Annotated in this window: 18 protein-coding genes; 3 read left to right on the top strand and 15 right to left on the bottom strand. The window is 72.3% G+C overall.

Annotation, left to right across the window (positions count from 1 at the left end):
• Window positions 1-51: 51 nt before the first annotated feature.
• From L2C96_RS19670 to L2C96_RS19660, 3 genes are all read right to left on the bottom strand, one after another.
• The gene (locus tag L2C96_RS19670; RefSeq protein WP_237337282.1) at window positions 52-729 is read right to left on the bottom strand and encodes a PAS and ANTAR domain-containing protein; all 678 of its coding nucleotides are present in this window, start codon (window positions 727-729) and stop codon (window positions 52-54) included.
• Between the two features lie 136 nt (window positions 730-865).
• Window positions 866-2,056: a zinc-dependent alcohol dehydrogenase gene (locus L2C96_RS19665; RefSeq protein WP_020421025.1), complete on the bottom strand. Its 1,191-nt coding sequence runs from the start codon at window positions 2,054-2,056 to the stop codon at window positions 866-868.
• Between the two features lie 37 nt (window positions 2,057-2,093).
• Window positions 2,094-2,462, bottom strand: a complete 369-nt coding sequence (locus L2C96_RS19660; RefSeq protein WP_020421026.1) for a cold-shock protein — start codon at window positions 2,460-2,462, stop codon at window positions 2,094-2,096.
• Between the two features lie 132 nt (window positions 2,463-2,594).
• Here L2C96_RS19660 and L2C96_RS19655 point away from each other — a divergent pair, with 132 nt between their 5' ends.
• Complete coding sequence (locus tag L2C96_RS19655; RefSeq protein WP_237337281.1) at window positions 2,595-2,852, top strand: DUF4235 domain-containing protein; 258 nt, start codon at window positions 2,595-2,597, stop codon at window positions 2,850-2,852.
• Here L2C96_RS19655 and L2C96_RS19650 read toward each other — a convergent pair.
• The 3 genes from L2C96_RS19650 to L2C96_RS19640 form a co-directional block, all read right to left on the bottom strand.
• Window positions 2,849-4,048 carry a PucR family transcriptional regulator gene (locus L2C96_RS19650; protein WP_237337280.1) on the bottom strand — a complete coding sequence of 400 codons (1,200 nt, stop codon included), beginning with the start codon at window positions 4,046-4,048 and terminating at the stop codon, window positions 2,849-2,851. The two genes, L2C96_RS19655 and L2C96_RS19650, sit on opposite strands and share 4 nt — an antisense overlap.
• Window positions 4,049-4,178: 130 nt before the next feature.
• Window positions 4,179-4,655: a (2Fe-2S)-binding protein gene (locus L2C96_RS19645; RefSeq protein ID WP_020421029.1), complete on the bottom strand. Its 477-nt coding sequence runs from the start codon at window positions 4,653-4,655 to the stop codon at window positions 4,179-4,181.
• A gap of 10 nt (window positions 4,656-4,665) precedes the next feature.
• The gene (locus tag L2C96_RS19640) at window positions 4,666-6,990 is read right to left on the bottom strand and encodes a molybdopterin cofactor-binding domain-containing protein (RefSeq protein WP_237337279.1); all 2,325 of its coding nucleotides are present in this window, start codon (window positions 6,988-6,990) and stop codon (window positions 4,666-4,668) included.
• 264 nt (window positions 6,991-7,254) lie between these two features.
• Between L2C96_RS19640 and L2C96_RS19635 the strand changes: the two genes are divergently transcribed.
• A complete protein-coding gene (locus tag L2C96_RS19635) occupies window positions 7,255-8,652 on the top strand; it encodes a hypothetical protein (RefSeq protein WP_237337278.1) in 1,398 nt (465 codons plus the stop codon).
• Window positions 8,653-8,684: 32 nt separating this feature from the next.
• Here L2C96_RS19635 and L2C96_RS19630 read toward each other — a convergent pair whose 3' ends face one another.
• The 9 genes from L2C96_RS19630 to mftA all read right to left on the bottom strand — a co-directional run bounded on the left by L2C96_RS19630 (window position 8,685) and on the right by mftA (window position 18,320).
• Window positions 8,685-9,800 carry an NDMA-dependent alcohol dehydrogenase gene (locus L2C96_RS19630; RefSeq protein ID WP_237337277.1) on the bottom strand — a complete coding sequence of 372 codons (1,116 nt, stop codon included), beginning with the start codon at window positions 9,798-9,800 and terminating at the stop codon, window positions 8,685-8,687.
• 41 nt (window positions 9,801-9,841) lie between these two features.
• Entirely contained in the window at window positions 9,842-10,519 is a 678-nt protein-coding gene (gene mftE / locus L2C96_RS19625) for a mycofactocin biosynthesis peptidyl-dipeptidase MftE (protein ID WP_237337276.1), read from the bottom strand.
• Window positions 10,516-11,928, bottom strand: a complete 1,413-nt coding sequence (mftF, locus tag L2C96_RS19620; protein ID WP_237337275.1) for a mycofactocin biosynthesis glycosyltransferase MftF — start codon at window positions 11,926-11,928, stop codon at window positions 10,516-10,518. The genes mftE and mftF overlap by 4 nt, the downstream gene beginning before the upstream one ends.
• Window positions 11,925-12,710 (bottom strand): mycofactocin-coupled SDR family oxidoreductase, encoded by a 786-nt coding sequence (locus tag L2C96_RS19615; RefSeq protein WP_237337274.1) that lies wholly within the window; start codon window positions 12,708-12,710, stop codon window positions 11,925-11,927. The genes mftF and L2C96_RS19615 overlap by 4 nt, the downstream gene beginning before the upstream one ends.
• Before the next feature lie 283 nt (window positions 12,711-12,993).
• The gene (locus L2C96_RS19610; protein ID WP_237337273.1) at window positions 12,994-14,919 is read right to left on the bottom strand and encodes a mycofactocin system FadH/OYE family oxidoreductase 2; all 1,926 of its coding nucleotides are present in this window, start codon (window positions 14,917-14,919) and stop codon (window positions 12,994-12,996) included.
• On the bottom strand, window positions 14,916-16,724 hold the full coding sequence (locus tag L2C96_RS19605; RefSeq protein WP_237337272.1) for a mycofactocin system FadH/OYE family oxidoreductase 1: 1,809 nt from the start codon (window positions 16,722-16,724) through the stop codon (window positions 14,916-14,918). The genes L2C96_RS19610 and L2C96_RS19605 overlap by 4 nt, the downstream gene beginning before the upstream one ends.
• The gene (gene mftC, locus L2C96_RS19600) at window positions 16,721-17,929 is read right to left on the bottom strand and encodes a mycofactocin radical SAM maturase (RefSeq protein WP_237337271.1); all 1,209 of its coding nucleotides are present in this window, start codon (window positions 17,927-17,929) and stop codon (window positions 16,721-16,723) included. Before mftC ends, L2C96_RS19605 begins: the two co-directional genes overlap by 4 nt.
• A 20-nt stretch (window positions 17,930-17,949) precedes the next feature.
• On the bottom strand, window positions 17,950-18,231 hold the full coding sequence (gene mftB / locus L2C96_RS19595) for a mycofactocin biosynthesis chaperone MftB (protein WP_017983864.1): 282 nt from the start codon (window positions 18,229-18,231) through the stop codon (window positions 17,950-17,952).
• Window positions 18,216-18,320 (bottom strand): mycofactocin precursor MftA, encoded by a 105-nt coding sequence (mftA, locus tag L2C96_RS19590; RefSeq protein ID WP_020421040.1) that lies wholly within the window; start codon window positions 18,318-18,320, stop codon window positions 18,216-18,218. Before mftA ends, mftB begins: the two co-directional genes overlap by 16 nt.
• An 84-nt stretch (window positions 18,321-18,404) precedes the next feature.
• Between mftA and mftR the strand changes: the two genes are divergently transcribed.
• The gene (gene mftR / locus L2C96_RS19585) at window positions 18,405-19,001 is read left to right on the top strand and encodes a mycofactocin system transcriptional regulator MftR (protein WP_237337270.1); all 597 of its coding nucleotides are present in this window, start codon (window positions 18,405-18,407) and stop codon (window positions 18,999-19,001) included.
• The last annotated feature ends 83 nt before the right edge of the window (window positions 19,002-19,084 follow it).

Raw genomic sequence — 19,084 nt, 5'->3', positions numbered from 1 at the left:
GCATGTCTCCTTTCACCCGTGTCACGTTCCGGGTACCTCGAGACTCGCCGGTTACACGTCCTCCGCGGCCGACAAGCGCGCCAGAATCGTTTCAAGGTGGGCACGGGCCTGCGCGGGCGGCTGGCCGGACGCGGGCACGGCCTCCACGAGCCGGTCGGCCAGGTCGCGCAGCTTGACGTTGCTCTGCTGCGACACGCGGATGAGCAGCTCGAACGCGCCCGCCGAGTCGTGCCCGTACGCTAGCATGATCATGCCCTTGGCCTGCTCGATCGTGGCGCGCGAGGCCATCGCCCGCTGCAGCCCGGCCGCCTCGCCCGCCAGCTCGGACAGCTGCTCGGCCTCGCGGATCCGGGCCGTGGTCAGGTCGACGTAGTACCCGTGCACGCCGACGACCTCGCCGTCCTCCTCCTCGACGTCGCCGACCACGACCACCGCGCGGGTGCTCTCGTCCGCGGCCAGGATGCGCTGCTGCGCGCTGAACGGCTGACCGGTGCGGCGGGCCTCGTCGAACACCTCGGCCAGCTGGCGCCGGTCGGTCGGGTGGCCGTGCTTGGTGACCAGGTCCAGCCCCGGTTCGACCGAGCCGGGCTGGTAGCCGTACATCAGGTGGATCTCCGAGGACCAGGTCCACTTCGCGGCGCGGATGTCCCAGTGGTACATCCCGACCTGATCGGCGCTCTGGCCTGCGGGCAGGTCGGACAAGGGGTCCGGCTTCCGGGGCGTGGACATGCGTGTACGGCTCCTGCAGTGGAGTTGATCGAACACGGGTGCCACGCTGCTGGACAATCCCAGGGAGCCAGATCATAGCCGGGTGATCATCCGGGGCTACGCTCCGCTGTCCGGAAATCCTCGCGTGCCGCGTTCGTCACGCCGAAGGCTGCAGGAGGATCTTGATCGCGCCGTCCTGCTTCTGCTGGAACATCCGGTAGGCGCGCGGCGCGTCCTCCAGCGGCAGCTTGTGGGTGGCGAGGTCCTCGACGCCGAGCGGGTCGGCGTCGTCGCTCACCAGCGGCAGCACGTCGTCGATCCACCGCCGCACGTTCGCCTGGCCCATCCGCAGCTGGATCTGCTTGTCGAACAGGTCCATCATCGGCAGCGGGTCGAGCATGCCGCCGTAAACGCCGGACAGCGAGATCGTGCCGCCGCGGCGCACCGTGGCGATGGCCTGGTGCAGCACCGCGAGCCGGTCCACGCCGCCCTTCTCCATCAGCGGCGCGGCGATCTGGTCCGGCAGCAGCCCCACCATCTGGTGGGTCAGCTTGCCCAGCGGCGCGCCGTGGGCCTCCATGCCCACCGCGTCGATCACCGAGTCCGCGCCGCGGCCGCCGGTCATCTCCCGCACCACGCCCGGCACGTCCTTCACCGCCTTGGCGTCCACCGTGGTGAAGCCGTACCGCTCGGCCAGCGCCAGCCGCTCCGGCACCAGGTCGACGCCGATCACCTTGCCCGCGCCGCGGTGCGCGGCGATGCGGCAGCACATCTGCCCGATCGGGCCGAGCCCGAACACCACCACGCTGCCGCCGTCCGGGATCCCCGCGTATTCGACGGCCTGCCAGGCGGTGGGCACGACGTCGGAGAGGTAGACGAACCGCTCGTCGGAGGGGCCCTCGGGCACCTTGACCGGCCCGTAGTGGGCCTGCGGCACGCGCAGGTACTCGGCCTGGCCGCCGGGCACCTGCCCGTAGAGCTTGGTGTAGCCGAACAGCGCGGCACCCTTGCCCTTCTCGGTCACCTGGGTGGTCTCGCACTGCGACTGCAGGCCCTGGTCGCACATGAAGCAGTGGCCGCAGGAGATGTTGAACGGCACCACGACCCGGTCGCCCGGCTTGATGTTCGTGACACCGGAGCCGACCTCCTCGACGATGCCCATCGGCTCGTGGCCGAGGATGTCGCCCTCCCCCATGAACGGCCCGAGCACCTCGTACAGGTGCAGGTCGGAGCCGCAGATGCCGGTCGAGGTGATGCGGACGATGGCGTCCGTGGGCTCCTCGATCCGCGGGTCCGGGACCTCGTCGACGCGGACGTCACGCTTGCCGTGCCAGGTAACAGCCTTCATGCCCGTTCGTGTGCCCGCACGACGGGCGGGAAAACATCTAGCCGCCGAGCCAGCCGTGGTCGTGGACGAGTTCGAGGACGACGCGGCGGACCCGCAGGACCTCCTCGGCGGTGAGCGTCGGGACGCCGGTGAGCAGCGCCTCCGTCAGCTCGCCGCGGAAGTCGCGGGTCACGTACGGGTCCTCGCCGTCGTCGTCGCCGGCCTGGCGCACCAGCCGGATGCCCGACGCCTTGAGCCCGCGCTCGCCGTCCTCGACCGTGAACTCCACGACCACGCCGGGGGCGATCAGGCGTTTGTCCACGTCGAGGTCGTTGACGTGCATGAAGACGTCCTCGCCACCCCCCTCCGGCGCCACGAAACCGTACCCGCGCATGTCGTCGAAGCGGACGACCTTGCCCCTTACCACCAGCCACCCTCCCGGCGAAGTATCGCGCCAAAGTACGCCCCTGGCCGCGCCTGCACAACGTGCAAGTGTCACGGAACGGAACTCCGGGTACCCGGACGGGTGGAGCCGGGTCCACTGTGGAGAGGTGACGGGATGAAACTGCTGTACAAACCGCTGAGCCTGGCCGTGAGCGCGCTCGGCGGGGTGCTCGCCGGGATGCTGTTCAAGCAGGCCTGGAAGGCGGCGACCGGCGAGGACGACGCGCCGGAGGCCACGTCGTCCGACTACTCCACCAAGGAGGTGCTCCTCGCGGCGGTGCTGCAGGGAGCGATCTTCGGCGGCGTCAAGGCGGCGGTCGACCGCGCCGGCGCCAAGGCGTACACCAAGGCCACCGGCAAGGAGCTGGACTAGCTCCGCACGGCTCTGCGGGCTGAGTCGCCGAACATGGCGAGTGCCCGCAGGGCCGTGCCGAGTTCCGCGATGTCCGACGGGTCGCTCAATGACCGGCCCAGCACGTCCGTGATCCGCTTCAACCGGTGCCGCACCGTGTTCGGGTGGCAGTAGACCCGCTCGGCGATCTGCTTGGTCGACCCGCCGCAGTCGAACCAGGCGCGCAGCGTCAGCAGCAGCACGTTGCTCTCCTCGCCGGGCAGCTCCAGGATCGGCCGCAGCACCTGGCCGGCCAGCTGCGCCGACGCCTCCGGGTCGCTCGCCACCAGCCCGGCCAGCGGCGACTCGTGGAACCGCGCCACGTCCTTCGTCCCCGCGGGCAGGCTGGACAACGCGACCCGCGCCAGGTGCAGGGCACGCGCGGTGTCGCCGAGGCCGGTGAACACCGGGCTCATCCCGACCCGGCCGCGCGGGTTCTCCCGCAGCAGCTCCAGCACCTGGTCCGGATCGCGCACCGACACGACCCCGATCTGCAGCTCCGGCGTGAGCCGCCACGCCGACGCGTGGTGCCGCTCCCGCAGCCGGACCTCGATCAGCGGCAGCGCTTCCTGACCAAGCCCGGGGGTTTCCGCGGCGACGACGACGAACGAGCCCTCCAGCGGCAGGTCGAGCATCCGCGCGATGTCCCACAGCGTGCCCTCGGTCGTGCTGCCGCCGGTGAACAGGGCCTCGACGAGCGCCAGCCTGCGGTTCTGCCTGGTGCGGCTGATCTCGGCGACCGTCGCGCGGTAGGTCGAGGTGAGCTCCTCGATGTAGTCGTCCATCAGGTCCCAGATGGCGGTGGTCGCCGAGACCAGGGTCGCGACGTCCTGCGCGGGCGCGGTCAGCTCGACGAAGCACTGCCACACCTCGGTGAACCCGATGCGGAACGCGCGCAGCATCTCCGGCAACGGCGCCCCCGCCAGCGCGCGCTCGCGCCCGGTCGCCCGCGCCTTGGACAGGTCGGGCGCGCCGGGCTCGGCCAGTGCGCGGACGAGGAACTGCAAGTTGTCCCGGCACGAGGCGAACAGGTCGGCGTGCGAGACGAACCGCTCCTCGCGGTAGACGGCCATCTCCTCGACGATCTGCTCGTAGGTCGCCTTGGTCATCTCCGGCAACCGCGTCAGTGCCCGGCCGGCCAGGCCGGCCACCGCGGGTTCGGCACCCGTGTACCTCATGAGATGTCCGTCCTCCCCGTCGAGGGCTCGCGAGTGGACATCTAACACGAAAGTGTCCAACGTTGCGCATTGGCATGACAGAGCCCCGCAACCGCGGCGGGTTGCGGGGCTCTGGTGCCGCAAGTGCGGTTCACATCTGGCTGGCCGCGGACTTCACCGCCTCCCGGATGCGGGAGTAGGTGCCGCAGCGGCAGATGTTGCGGATCTCCTCGAAGTCGGAGTCGCTGATCTCCCGTCCCTCGGCGCGGGCCTGCTTGACCTTGGCGATGGCCGCCATGATCTGGCCCGGCTGGCAGTAGCCGCACTGCGCGACGTCCCGGTCGATCCAGGCCTGCTGCATCGGGTGCAGCTCACCGGTGGCCGGGTCGGCCAGGCCTTCGATCGTGGTGATCTCGTCGTCCGGGCCGATCGCCGACACCGGCACCGAGCACGGGTTGAACGCCTTGCCGTTGATGTGACTCGTGCACGCCTTGCACACGTTGATGCCGCAGCCGTACTTCGGACCGGTGATGCCGAGCAGGTCGCGCAGCACCCAGAGCAACCGGACCTTGTCGTCGGCGTCGACCGTGACCCGCGTGCCGTTGACCAGGAATGTGTGTTGGGACAACGAAGGCTCCTCAGAACGTGTAGGCCAGGCCGTCGACCGGCGATTCGGGCACCGGCGGCACCTTCGGCTTCGGCTCGAAGCTCAGCGTGCCGTGGTTGATCGGGAAGCGGGTCGGCATCTTCCCCACCGCGCGGCCGTAGGCGCAGGCGGCCGCGGCGAACGAGCTGGCGACGGCGAGCTCCCCGGCGCCACCGGGCTCGCCGGTGGTCGCGGGCATGACCACGACCTCCATCTCCGGCGGCGTGTTCCACTGCCGGGTGTAGAAGTAGTTGTCCCAGCTCGCTTCCAGCGGCAGGCCGTTGTCGATGTGCAGGCTGGAGGTGAGCGCCATGGCGATGCCGTCGTTGACGCAGCCGATGGTCTGCGCCTCCAGGCCCTTCGGGTTGATCGGCAGTCCGGCGTCCACGACCGCGACGGCCTTGGTGACGCGCGGGCCGGCGACCCCGTTGCGGATCTTGCGGTTGACCGTCTCCGGGCGGCAGTCGATCTCCATCAGGACCGCGCTGACGCTCTTGTACTCGTAGTGCAGCGCGATGCCCTGCGCGGTGCCTGCGGGCATCTTGCGGCCCCAGTTGCCGACCTCGGCGGCCTTGTCGAGGACCTTGCGGATGCGGTCGTCCTTGAGGAAGTTCCGCCGGAACGTCAGCGGGTCCTGCCCCATCTTCGCGGCCAGCTGGTCGACGATCAGCTCGCGCGCGCAGACCACGTTGGGCGAGTAGACGTTGCGCATGCTGGAGGTGTGGAACTTCAGCGGCACCTCGTTGAGCAGTTGCGTGGCGGCGCCGAAGTTGTACGGCATCTGCGTGGACAGCATGAACACCGTCTGGGAGAACCCGATGTCGCCGACCGGGAGCTTCGCGGCGACGGCGGTGAGGATCTCGCCGAGGCCGTGGCCGAAGTCGGTGGTGACGCTGGTGTGCCGCTGCTCGTAGCTGACGACGTTGCCGAGCGCGTGGTTGACCCGGACGCGGGAGATGCACATCGGGTGCGTGCGGCCGTGGCGGGCGTCGTCGGCGCGGTGCCACATGAGCTTGACCGGCTTGCCCATCTTCTTCGAGATCTCCGCCGCTTCGAGCGCAGCGTCGCCGAACAGCTTGCGGCCGAAGGAACCGCCGCCGGTGACGACGTGCACCTTGACCGCCGGGATCGGCAGGCCGAGCTTGAGCGCGATCTGCTCCTGCGTGGTGATCGGCGACTTGAGACCGGACCAGATCTCGGCGCGGTCGGCGCGCACGTCGGCGATGGCGCAGTTGGTCTCCAACGCGCTGTTGCTGGCGAAGGCGAACACGAACTCGGCGTCGATCGACTGGGTCAGCACCGGCGGCACGGTCATCGGCAGCGCGGCGGCACGCAGCTTCCGCTCGACCGAGGCGTCCGTCTCACCGTCCACTGTGCCCGGTCCCCAGTCCACCTTGAGCGCCCGGATCGCGTCGATGCACTGGCCGAAGGTCTCGGCCCGCACGGCGACACCGGTGGAGACGGTGGCGACGTCGGTGACGCCCGGCATCGCCTTCACCTCCGCCAGATTGCGGACGGCCTTGACGGTGCCGTTGATCGTCGGCGGGCGGCAGACCATCGTCGGCTTGGCGTTCGGGACCTGGAGGTCCATGGTGAACTGCTTGCGCCCGGTGACCGCCTCGAGCGCGTCGATGCGGCCGGTGGGCTTGCCGATGATGCGGAACTCGGAGGTCTTCTTCAGCGTCGCGCTGGTCTCCGCGGTGCGGGCGCTGGCGGCGGCCTCGGCGAGCGAGCCGTAGGTCGCGGTGCGGCCGGTGGCGCTGCGGATGACGCCGTCGCGGGTGGTGAGCGTGGCGGCGTCGACCTTCCACTGCTCGGCGGCGGTGGCCAGGAGGCGGGCGCGCGCGATGGCGGCCGCGGTGCGGACCGGGGTGTAGAGCGAGCGCACCGAGTTGGAGCCGCCGGTGAGCTGGTTGAAGACCAGCTCGGGGCGGGCGTCGGCGAGGTTGACGCCCACCTTGCTCAACGGCAGGTCCATCTCCTCGGCGATGAGCATCGCGATGGTGGTGGTGATGCCCTGGCCGACCTCGGCGCGCGGCACCGCGAAGGAGACCGTGCCGTCGCGGTTGAGCTGGATCGCGATGAGGTTGGAGGTCGGCATCGCGGCGAGCGTCAGCGCGTCGCCGAGGTCCAGGATGTCGGCGGCGCCGGGGAGGGTGGGGATCGCGGCTTCGGCCGGGGCCGGGGACGCCAGATCACCACCGAGCTTCGCCGCCACCGCGAGGGTGGGCGCCGCGAGGAGGTAGCCGAGGAACCGGCGCCGTTCCAGGGACGGAGCACCGTCCCCGGGCGCGGGCGATCGCCGTTGATGCGCCATCGAGAGTGTCCTTCCGAGATCCACGTTGATCGCGGTCACGATAGGAATCGGGTTCGGCGGTGGTCAACGATCCGTAGCCGTGCCGGGGCATCTCTGTGACGGGGTGACAGTCTCGTGCCACACAACTGTGACGCGGACACAGCCAAACGTCGTATCTGGTTGGGCCGGACGGCGCACTGATCGCGACAGTCGATCAATCGGGCGGCTGGCAGGTTGATGCCGCGGCAGCCCCGGCGGCCGGTTCACGCCCCGACACTGACGATCATGGTCCAGCCCCACACGAAGGCCGCCGACCCACTGGCCGCGGCGCTCGGCAACGCCTCGCTGCTCGGCGCCGGCTACCTGCTGCTCGGTCGGCGGCGGCTCGCGGTCCTCACCGGACTGGTCACGATCGCGCTGGTCGCGGTGCTCGCCCTGGCGGTGCGGACGCTGTGGTTCGAGATCGTCGTGCTCGTCTGGTGGGCGGCTCTGGCCGCGCACGGCTGGCACCTGGCCCGGCGCACCGAGCGCCCGGCGCGCGCCGGCAGGCAACGGCTGACCGGTCTCGCCGTCGCGCTCCCGGTGCTGCTGGCCGTCGGACTGCTGCGCTTCGACGCCGCCCGCATCGAGGGTGACGCCATCGAAGCCCACGGCCGCGGCGACTGCCCAGGGGTGCTGGCCGCGCTGGACGGGCTGTGGGCGGGGCACGCGGTGGCCGACGCGCCGCTGACCGCGCGAACCGGCGACACCGTCCGCGCCTGCCGTCTGCTGCTGGCGGCCGAAGCGCAGCTCGGCAAGGCCCTCGGCGGCGACCCCGCGAACCTGGAGCGCGCGTTCGCGACACTGGCCGACGTGCGCGCGATCCCCGGCCAGGACCAGCGGATCCGGGAAGTGCTGGACCGCTTCACCGGCCGGCTGCCCGTCCCCGACCCGTGCGGCACCGCCGCGATCACCGACTGGCTCCGGCAGGGCGCGCGCGGCCCGGTGCTGGACCACGCCGCCGGCGTGGTGCCGCGGGTCGCGCCCGCCGCGCTCGCCGGGTGCGCGGACCGGCTGATGGCGGCGGACGACTGGCCCCGCGCCCGCGACCGGTACCAGCAGATCCTCGACCAGTACCCCGGCCACGAACTCACCGCGCGCGCCGGCGACGGCGTGACCAGGGCGACCCAGGCGATCGAGCTGGCGAACGTGCGTGACCTCCTGGAGGTCTCCTACCCGGGCGCGGAACCGGAGTACTGCGACCACCCGGCGCCCTACAGCGGCGCGGCACCCTACGGGGACGGGCCGAACCGGGCGCTGATCTTCGGCGACGACGAGCACCTCGGCCGGTTCCCGGCGGAGTGGCGGGCGGGCGGCCCGGCCGACGCGGTGGCGGTGATCTGCGCGGGCACCACGGACTACGGCGCCGAAGTCCGGTCGTGTCCCTACGAGTCGGGCCTGAGCCTGTACGGCTACCAGGACGTGTCCTTCCGGAAGATCGCGATCCCGGTGCGCGTGTACGAGGTGAAGACGGGGCGGCTGGTCACCGACACCCGCGTGGAGATCGGCGGCGCGTCCTGCCCGCCGGTGCTGCACTACACCACCTACGTCGACCTGGCCGTGGACATCCCGCCGAGCCAGGTGTACGTGACGCCGTCGGACGCCGACGTGCGCGCGGCGTTCCAGCCGCTGATCGACCCGTGAGGGCGGGCAGCCCCGCCCTCACGGGTGCTCGATCAGTCCGCCGAGTGCATGATCACGCCACGGATGTTCTTGCCGTCGCGCAGGTCCTGGTAGCCCTCGTTGACCTCTTCGAGCGAGTACCGCTTGGTCACCAGCTCGTCGAGCTTCACGTGCCCGGCCTGGTAGAGGCGCAGCAGGCGGACGATGTCGTACTGCGGGTTGGCCGATCCGAACAGCGTGCCCTTGACCGTCTTCTCGAACAGGGTCATCACGCCGCCGGACAGGTGCACCGTCAGCTTCTCCGGGTTGGCCAGGCCGGTGATGACGACCGTGCCGCCCTTGCCGATCACGTTGAACGCGTCGGTCACGACCTGCTCGTCCACCGTGCCGACGGTGATCAGCGCCTGGTCGGCCATCTGGCCCCAGGTCAGCTCCGCCACCTTCGCCGCGGCCTCGTCCGCCGAGGCGAACGCGTGCGTGGCGCCCAATTCCAGCGCCTTCTCGCGCTTGAACGCGACCGGGTCGACCGCGATCACGTTCGCCGCGCCCGCGTGCGCCGCGCCCTGGACCGCGTTGATGCCGATCCCGCCGATGCCGTACACGACGCACGTGTCGCCCGCGCGCACGCCGCCGGCGTAGTTGGCCGTCGCCCACCCGGTCGGCACACCGCAGCCCACCAGCACCGCGGTCTCCAGCGGCAGCCAGTCGTCCACCTTGACCACGGAGTGCTGGGAGATCGTGGCGCGCTCGGAGAACGTGCCGAGCATGCACATGGCGCCGTAGTCGGTGCCGCCGCGGTGGAAGCGGAAGCTGCCGTCGGGCATGTGCCCGTCGAGGATCGTGGCGCCCATGTCGCACAGGTTCGACCGGCCGGTGGCGCAGTAGCGGCACGTGCCGCAGTTCGGGATGAACGAGCAGACCACGTGGTCACCGGGCTTGACCTTGGTGACGCCCGGCCCGACGTCTTCGATGATGCCCGCGCCCTCGTGCCCGCCCACGATCGGGAACCGCGGCACGAGGTCGTTGTCGATCAGGTGCAGGTCCGAGTGGCACAGCCCGGCGGCCGTGTACTTGATCAGGACCTCACCGTCGCGGGGACCGTCGAGCTCGAGTTCCTCGATCTCGAACGGCTTGCCCGCGGAGTGCAGGACAGCGGCCTTGGTCTTCACACCGATCACCTCTTTGTGACAGGGGTCTCATGCACGGACTGCTACATGATGCCATCTTTGGCCACCGCCGCGGCAGCTTCAAGTAGAGCGTCCGCCCATCGACGGAGGGTGGCGCGCCCCGCTTCCGCGGTCGCCCCCGCGGGGTCACCCAGCACCCCGTTCGGGCTCACCCCGCGCACACCTTCGTCACGCAACCGGCCGATCAGCTCGGGCAACGGCCGCGTCGCGCCGGCCTCGAACCGGTCCACCCGCACGGCTTCCGGCCGCAGCGCGAGCATCACCGAGGTCTCCAGCCGTCCGGCGTGCGTGTCGTCGGCCGGACCGTCCGGGCACCAGGCGCGCACGTTCCGGCCCTCGTAACGCAGTTTCGCGACCGCCCGGCGCAGCGGGGCCGCGTTGCCGCCGTGCGCGCACACCAGCAGCACCCCGGCGAACGCGTCGGCGGAGCGCACCAGCTCGACCACGAGGAGTTCCGTGACTTCCTGACCGATCGACAGCGTGCCGGGAAAACCGGCGTGCTCCCCGCTGGAGCCGTAGGGCAGCGGGGGCGCGACGACCACCTCCGGACGAGCCTCGGCGAGGCGGCGGCACAACTCGACGGCGATTTCGGTGTCCACCGTGTACGGCAGGTGCGGGCCGTGCTGCTCGGTGGCGCCGAGCGGCACGGCCAGCAGGCGGCGCTCGCCGAGTTCGGGCCAGGCGAGGTCGGCGAGGTTCACGACCTTTTCCGGATCGAGGCAGTGCCGCGCAGCGGCTCCGTTGAGGGTGGTGGTGGGCGACGGGTGGGCCAATTTGAGAGGTCGGGGATCAGCGGACCCGGTTCCTCCTCGCGCAGGCAGCCACGCCAAACCCCGGTGCCGTAAGCGAAATCGTCCGCGGCACGCGCCAGCAGCCACCGCAGCGGGTCGATGTCCGGCCGGGTGCGGGCCCAGTCTGCGAGGTGCCGGGCATAGGCCAGCGCCAGCACGCGGCGGCCGCGCCGGGACAGCGCCAGCACCGGGACCGCGGCCGGGCCCCACGCGCCGGTGAGCGCGTCGGCCAGGAACCGGCCCGCCGCGACGTGCCCGCGCAGCGCGATGCCGAGCGCCTCTTTCGCCGGGACGTCAAGGGGTTTCAGCTTGCGTGGCAACAGGGCCGCGGTGCCGAGCGCGATCGCCACACCGGTCTTCGGCCGTCCGGCGGCCACGGCGAGCCAGGCCAGCGCGGTCCAGCCGGACACCCGGACCGGCGCGAGCGCCTGCCGCCCGTGGCGTTTCGCGAGCGGCGCGGCGGAGGTGCCGTAGCTGTACCGCTGCTTCAGCCAGGCGCGCCACGTCGTGCGTGGTTCGTGCACCACTTCGGACTCCGGCTCGTACCGCACCGAGCCGCCGGCGTCGACGAGGCGCCAGATCAGGTCGACGTCCTCGCCGAACCGCAGGTCCTCGTCGAAGCCGTGGATCGCCTGCAGCGCCGAGGTTCGCACGACGAGCGCGGCGGTGGGCAGGTAGGTGATGCGGCCGCGCGGCCGGACCTGCGCCGGGGTGGTGCCCATGTCCAAAGAGGACCGCAGCCGTTCGTACCGGGAGAGCGTGCCGTCGCCGGGCGCGCTGCGCACCCGCGGCGCGACGGCCACCACGGCGGGGTCCTCGAACTGCGCCAGCAGCGGCCCGAGCCAGCCCGGTTCGGGGCGGGTGTCGGCGTCGAGGAAGGCGACCAGCTCGGTGGTCACCTTGCGCCAGCCGGTGTTGCGGGCGGCGGCCGGTCCGCGGGCGACGGGGTGCCGGTCGACGGCGTGCGGCACGGGCACCGCCGACCCGTCGTCGACGACGAGCGTCTCGCGCACGTCGGTCAGGCGGGGCAGGAGCCCGGCCAGGCGGTCGGCGTGGTCGCGGACCGGGACCACGACGGTGACGTCCTGCGGCGTCAGCTTCGAGTCGGGGTGGGTGGGGTGGACCATCCCGGCGAGGGTGAGCTTTTCCGCCAGGCGGCGGTGGTGGGGCTTGTCGCCGACGGGTGTGCCGCTTGCCCACTGGGCGAACAGGCGCGCCCCGTTGGCGGACAGCTTGATGATCCGCAGGGGCGAGCCGCCGACGAGGACGCGCCCGCCGGCGACGGCCTTGGTGGAGGGGTCCAGGCGCAGCACGGTCATGCTGTGAAGCCTCCGTCCGCGTGGACGACGGTGCCGGTGACAGCGCTCGCGTCCGGGCCGCACAGCCAGCAGACCGCGGCCGCCACCTCCTCGGGTTCGAGCAGGCGCTCGGTGAGCTGGTGCTGGGCGAACTCCTCGACGTCGTCCAGGTCGTAGAGCTCCGCGGTGGCCTGCAGCATCGGGGTGCGGGTGGAGCCGGGTGAGACGGCCGTCGCGGTGACGCCGGTGCCGCGCAGGTCCGTCGCGAGGCCGCGGATCAGCCCGACGACCGCGTGCTTGGCGGCGTTGTAGCCGGCCAGCCGCCAGAGCCCGGTGTGCGCCGCGGCCGAGGCGAGGGCGACGAACCGCCCGGTGCGCGGCTGCGGGCGGCGCAGCAGGGCGGGCACCGCGGCGCGAGCGAGGTGGAAGACGCCGTCCACGCCGGCGCCGAACAACGATTCCCACTCGGAATCGGTGGTCTCCCAGAGCGGCCGCCCGCCCGCCATGACCGCCGCTGCGGCGACAGCGGCGTCCAGCCCACCGAACTCGCGCTCGGCGATGGCGACGGCCTCGTCGAGGGCCTGCTGGTCCCGCACGTCGGCCACGAAGTCGAGCACCTGGCCCGGCCACTTCGCGGCGACCTCGGCGAGCTGCTCCCGCCGCGCCAGCGGATAACCCGGCCCCGGGGAATCCGCGGCGACGTCCACGGCGACGACGCGCCACCCCTCCCCAGCGAGCCGGTGCACCACGGCCGCCCCGATGCCCCGCCCGGCCCCCGTCACCACGGCGACGCGCGGGGTCACGTGATCATCTCCACGAGCGGAGCGTGCCAGCTGCCCGCTCACGACGACACCACCCACCCGGTGACAACTTGGCCGCGGGCGGCCACGCGACTCGCCAACCAGCTCCCGCCACCGCCCGCTCGCACACCGCCCATCCGCGGGAGCGCAACCACCAGCGGCAAACCCATCACCCACCCGGTGCCGCAGCGAGCGGTCGCGGGACTCCCGACCGGCAGCTGCCATGGTCCCGCCGGGGGCGGGGTGACCGATCGCCCGGCCGCTGCCCCGCGTCCAGCCGCGTCGCTCACAACGACACCCCCGCTCGATGCCCCTCCACCACCGCAGCGTGCGCGCGCCGCGGGGTCACGCAATCCCCCGCGCGCAGCACCGGGAACGGCGCCTCCCGCAGCGCGTGCCACAACTCGTCCTCCGGCTCCTGGTGCGTCGCGCACACCACCCAGTCGCAGCGGACCTCCGTGGTCTCGCCGGTCGTGTGCTTCAACATCCGCAACGCCACGCCCCCATCCTCCGTCGCCGCGGCGCCGAGCACCATCTCGTCCGTCCGCTCGGCGATCCCGAGCTCGTGCGCCCGCCGCCCGAACAGCTCCCGGTCCAGGGTCAGCCCCAGGTCCTGCCCGACGACCATCCCGGGCGTCGACAACGTCACCCGGCAGCCCCGCCGCGCCAGCAGCTCCGCCACCGACGTCGCCGGGTGGAAGCCGACCTCGTCGATCACCACCACCGCGCCGGACGGCGAGACACCGCCCAGCACCTCCCGCGCGTGCACCACCCGCGGCGGGACCGCCCACTCCGGCAGCACCGGCCGGGCGCCCGTCGCCAGCACCACGGCGTCCGGCGCCTCGTCCAGCAGGAACGAAGCCGTCACCGCGACACCGGTCGCCAAGTCGACACCGGTCTGACGGCACTCGGTCAGCAGGTTGCGCACCAGGTCACCGAGCTCGCCCCGGCCTGGCGCGGTCGCGGCCAGCGCGATCTGCCCGCCGACCTCGCCGCGCTCGAACACCGTGACCCGGTGTCCCCGCCCGGCCGCCGTCGCTGCCGCCTGCAGCCCGGCCGGGCCCGCGCCGACGACCAGCACCCGCTTGGGGCGCGGCCCGGGCGGCGGCAGCGGCACCGCTTCCCGTCCGGCGCGCGGGTTCTCCACGCACCCGAGCCACCGGTTGAGACCCATCCGCCCGACGCACTCCTGGTTGCAGGACAGGCAGGTCCGCACCTCACGCCCGGCCCGCGCCTTCGCCGCGAACGACGGGTCGGCGATCTGCCCGCGCACCACACCGACGAGGTCGCACCGCCCCTCGGCCAGCGCCCGCTCGGCCTCCTCCGGCGACTTGATCCGTCCGATGCCCACGACCGGCACGGACACCGCGCGCCGCAACGCTTCGGACACCGGCAGCGCGTACCCGCGCGGGACCGCCATCGACGGTTCGACCATGTACAGCGTCGAGGTCGCGACCCCGATCGAGGTGTTCAGGTAGTCGATGTCCGGCGAGATCATCCGCGCCACCTCGGCCGCCTCGGCCGGCGTGATGCCGCCCTCGACCAGGTCGTCGCCGGAGAGCCGCACCCCCAGCGCCCGGTCGGGCCCGATCGCCGCCCGCACCTCCGCGACGACCTCCCGCAGGAACCGCGCGCGGTTGGGCAGCGGGCCGCCGTAGTCGTCGGTCCGCAGGTTCGCCGCGGGCGCCAGGAACCCGCGCAGCAACGACGACTGGGAGCACTGGATCTCCACGCCGTCGAAGCCGCCTTCGGCGCAGTGCCGCGCGACGCGCCCGTACCCGGCGACCACCTCGGCGATCTCCGCGAGGGTCATCGCCTTGGGCACCTCGCGGAACAGCGGGTCCGGCACCGGGGACGGCGCCCACACCGCCCGCCGCGAGTACATCGACGACGCCTGCCCGCCGTTGTGGTTGAGCTGCGCGAAGATCGGCACGCCGTGCGCGTGCACGGCGGCGGTGATGCGGCGGTAGCCGGGCACGACCTCGGGCTGGTACCCGTGGATCACCTTCTCGTAGGGCCAGTCCGAGGGGTGCACGACGTGCTCCTCGGAGATGATCAGCCCGGCGCCGCCCGCCGCCCGCGCTGCGTAGTAGGCCGCGTGCTGCTCGGTGGGCAGGTTGCCGGTGGCGTAGTTGGTCAGGTGGGCGGCGAACACGATCCGGTTGCGCACCTCGACCGGCCCCAGCCGCAACGGTTCGAACAGCAGGCTCACAACGCCACCGCCGCGCGACGACCGTCCAGAACGGCCTCATGAATCGTCCGGGGCGCCACCGCATCCCCGACCGCGACCCCCGGCAGCGCGGCATCCGGGAGCCGATGTCCACAGTGGATCAGCACCGCGCACGACAGCTCCCGGCACTCCCCGGTGAGCACGTCCTCCGCCACCACGTGGTCCCGCCGCGCCACCCGCAGGCGCGACCGCTTCGCCAGCTCCACCCCGGCCCGCTGCAGGCGCGCGTTCACCGCGGCGACGTCCCGGACCTGGGTCGCGATCACCGGATCAGGGCTGACGATCGTCACCGCGCGTCCGGCGGCCAGCAGCTCCGCGACTGCCGCGCCGGTCCAGTCGCCGAGCGGGTCGTGCACCACGACCGGCCCGTCCGGCAGCTCCGCGCCGCCCAAGACCGCGGCCACGTCGAGCACCCGGCCGCCCTCGACGCAGTAGTCCCGCGGGCCGGGCCTGCTGCCGGTCGCCACGACCACCGGCCGCCCGTCCGCCGCGACGGTCTCCACCCCGGTCGAGATCCGCACGCCCAGCCGCCGGACCTCGGCCTCCAGCCAGTCCGCGAGCCGCCCCAGCCGATCCCGCCCGGGCAGCCGCGCCGCGACACGCGCCATCCCGCCGAGCCGGTCGTCGCGCTCGGTCAGCTCGACGTCGAAACCCCGCAGGGCGAGCACCCGCGCGGCTTCCAGCCCGGCCGGGCCACCGCCGGCCACCAGCACCTCCCCGGCGCCCGGGCGCGGCAGCGGATCCTCGGTCTCGTGCCCGCTGCGTGGCTCGCCGATGCAGCTGACCAGCGGGTTCCGCGGGTCCCGCACCCGGCACTTCTGGTTGCACAGCACACACGGCCGCGGCCGCGTCCCGGCCCGCACATGACGCACCAGGTCCGGATCGGCGATCTGCGCGCGGGTCATCTCGACCAGCCCGGCGAAGTCCAGTGCCCGCTCCGCGAGCTCAGGATCCACCACACTGCCCTGCAACACCGTCAAGGCGCGCCCGGAGAACGCCCGGCACAGATCGACGTTGAAGCCCGGTTCGGTGCGTGCGTCCGGCCGGGAGTCGGCGAACGCCGAACCCCGCACCGGCACCAGGTAGTCGATCCCGCCGGGCACGGGCGCGGTCTCCGGCGTGATCCCGCCCCACGGCGCCCCTTCGTCGCACGCCAGGCGCAGCCCGAGGATGCGGTCCCCGATCGCCCCCCGGACCGCCGCGACGACCTCACGCAGCAGCAGTCCCCGGTCCCCGTAGGCGTCCGTGCGCCGGTTGGTCAGCCCGGAACAGAACTGCCGCAGCAGCGAGTACTGCCCGGCGTCGATCTCCACACCGTCCACACCGGACTTGGCAGCGAGCGCGGCGGCGGCGCGGAACCCGGCGATCAGCTCCGCGATCTCCGGGCCGTCCACCTCCATCGGCAGCTCGCGGCTCACCGGATCCGGCACCCGCGACGGCGCCCACAACGCCGACTGGTGGTAGGCCGACGAACCCTGCCCGCCGACGTGCCCGAGCGACGCGACCACGAGCGTCCCGTGTGGACGGCAGGCGTCCACGATGGACGTCCACCCCGGACCGCATTCCGCGGCCAGCGGCGCGCGCTCGTACGGCCAGTCGGAGGGGTGCACGCTCGCCGTCTCGGTGACGACGATCCCGGCGCCGCCCTCGGCTCGCCGCCGGTAGTAGGCGACGTGCCGGTCGGCGAGCGCCCGCCCCCGAGCCAGGTTGGTTTCGTGCGGACCGAAGAGGACCCGGCTGGGGGCGGTGCGGCCGCCGACCCGGACGGGGCCGGCGAGCCTGGTCATCGTCCTGGCTGGAACCCCGCGAGCGGGCTGGTGTCGCAGGCCCGGTCCGGCCGGGCGCCGCCCTCGGGCGGGCCGAACCCGATGCTGACCGGCACCTTGCTCGCCTTGCGGCTCTGGCGGGTCTTGCGGTGCGAGTGGTCGATGTGCGACCGCGGCGCCCCGCTGACCCCGGCCAGCGCCAGTTCCCCGTGCCCCTTCACGCATTCCGGATCGGGACCGTCCAGCGGCAGGCCGGTGAAGAACTTCGCCGCCATGCACCCGCCCTGGCAGGCGTCGTAGGCCGAACACGACGTGCACGCGCCGCCGGTCTGCGGGCCGCGCAGGCGCTCGAACAGCTCGGAGGTGTTCCACACGCCCGCGAACCCGCCCTCGTCGCGGACGTTGCCTGCGAGGAACTCCTCGTGGATCGCGAACGGGCAGGCGTAGACGTCGCCGACCGGGTCGATCAGGCACACCACCCGGCCCGCGCCGCAGAGGTTCAGGCCGGGCAGCGGGTCCGAACCGAGCGCGTTGAGGTGGAAGAACGAGTCGCCGGTGAGGACCTTCTCGCCGTTGGCGATCAGCCAGTCGTAGAGCTGCAGCTGCTGCTCGGCCGTCGGGTGCAGCTCGTCCCAGGTGTCCGCGCCGCGGCCGGACGGGCGCAGCCGCGTGATGCGCAGCTGGGCGCCGTAGGTGTCGGCGATGGCCTTGAACTCGTCGAGCTGGCCGACGTTGTGCCGGGTCATCACGACGGAGAGCTTGAAGTCGCGGAATCCGGCGTCCTTCAGGTTCCGCATCGCCCGCATCGCGGTGTCGTAGGAACCCGGGCCGCGGACGTAGTCGTTGACCTCGGCGGTGGCGCCGTCCAAGGAGATCTGCACGTCCACGTAGTCGGTGGCGGCGAGCCACCGCGCCCGCTCCGGGGTGAGCTTGACGCCGTTGGTGGAGAACTTGACGCCCACCTGGTGGTCCACGGCGTACTCGACGAGCTCCCAGAAGTCGGCGCGGACGGTGGGCTCGCCACCGCCGATGTTGACGTAGAAGACCTGCATGCGCTGCAGCTCGTCGATGACGGCCTTGCACTCCGCGGTGCTCAGCTCCCGCGGGTCGCGGCGGCCCGACGAGGACAGGCAGTGCACGCACGAGAGGTTGCAGGCGTAGGTCAGTTCCCAGGTCAGGCAGATGGGCGAGTTCAGCCCCTGCTTGAAGTGTTCGACGAGCTTCATCGCACGCCCTTCTCAGTGGTTCAGCGCGGTTCGATCGTGCCGTTCTCGGCGAGTCCGGCCAGCGCCTTCAGGTAGGCCGGGCGCTGGTCGCCGGGGACGCCGGCGGCGTCGAGGGTGGTGTGCACGTCGGGCTGGTCCCCGAGCGTGCGCACCACCTCGACCAGGATCTTCGTCTTCAGGAACGAAAGCCTCCGGGTGCCGAAGTCGTAGGCGAGCGCCCCGAACGGTTCCGGTCGCAACGCGACCCGCGGGGAGCACCGGTAGGCCTGGTCCGGATCGAACACGGTCAGTAGACGCCGCACATGCCGTCGATAGAGACCTCTTCCACGAGCAGGTCCTCCTCGACGAGCGAGTCTTCCACGGCGGGGGCGACGCTCTTGGCCTCGGACATGGGATGCTCCCTTCGGCGATGGGCCGCTCCGGTGCGGCCGCGCTTCTCGGACAATAATGGCACCGAGTGCCGAATGGAAGAGGGATGACCGAAAAGGCGGATCCGGCGCCCCGGGCGGGACGCAAGCCGATCACGTCGCGGGCGGAGGTCGAGCACGTGGCGTTCGAACTGTTCGCCAGCCGCGGGTTCGACCGCACGACGATCGACGACATCGCGAAGGCAGCCGGCATCGGGCGGCGCACGTTCTTCCGCTACTTCCCGTCGAAGAACGACATCGCCTGGGGCGACTTCGATGGCCAGCTGGACAAGATGCGCAAGCGCCTCGCGTCGTACCCGCCGGACCGCCCGCTGCCCGGCGTGCTGCGGGAGGCGCTGGTGGACTTCAACCGGGTGGACCCGTCCGAGGCGGTGTGGCACCGGCAGCGGATGGAGCTGATCCTGACCACGCCGGCGCTGCAGGCGCACTCGACGCTGCGCTACGCGGACTGGCGGCAGGTGATCGCGGAGTTCGTCGGGGGACGCCTCGGGGTGCCCGCGTCGGCGCTCGCCCCGCAGACCGTGGCCTACACCGCGCTGGGCGTCGCGCTTGCCGCGTACGAGCAGTGGCTGCGCGACCCGCGCGCCGACCTCGCCGAGCTGATGGCCGCCGGGGTGGACGAACTGACGGAAGCGCTGACCTGAGGGGACTGCCCACGACCGCGCCACTCGCGGACCCGAACGGCAGAACTCGGCGGCAGCGCGCGAGTCCACGCTCACGCGCGCGG

Origin of the sequence: Amycolatopsis tucumanensis (assembly GCF_021654135.1) — a bacterium.
Classification (GTDB): Bacteria; Actinomycetota; Actinomycetes; order Mycobacteriales; family Pseudonocardiaceae; genus Amycolatopsis_E; species Amycolatopsis_E tucumanensis.
The sequence above is the reverse complement of the archived record's forward strand: the minus strand, read 5'-3'. Positions and strand labels throughout refer to the sequence as shown.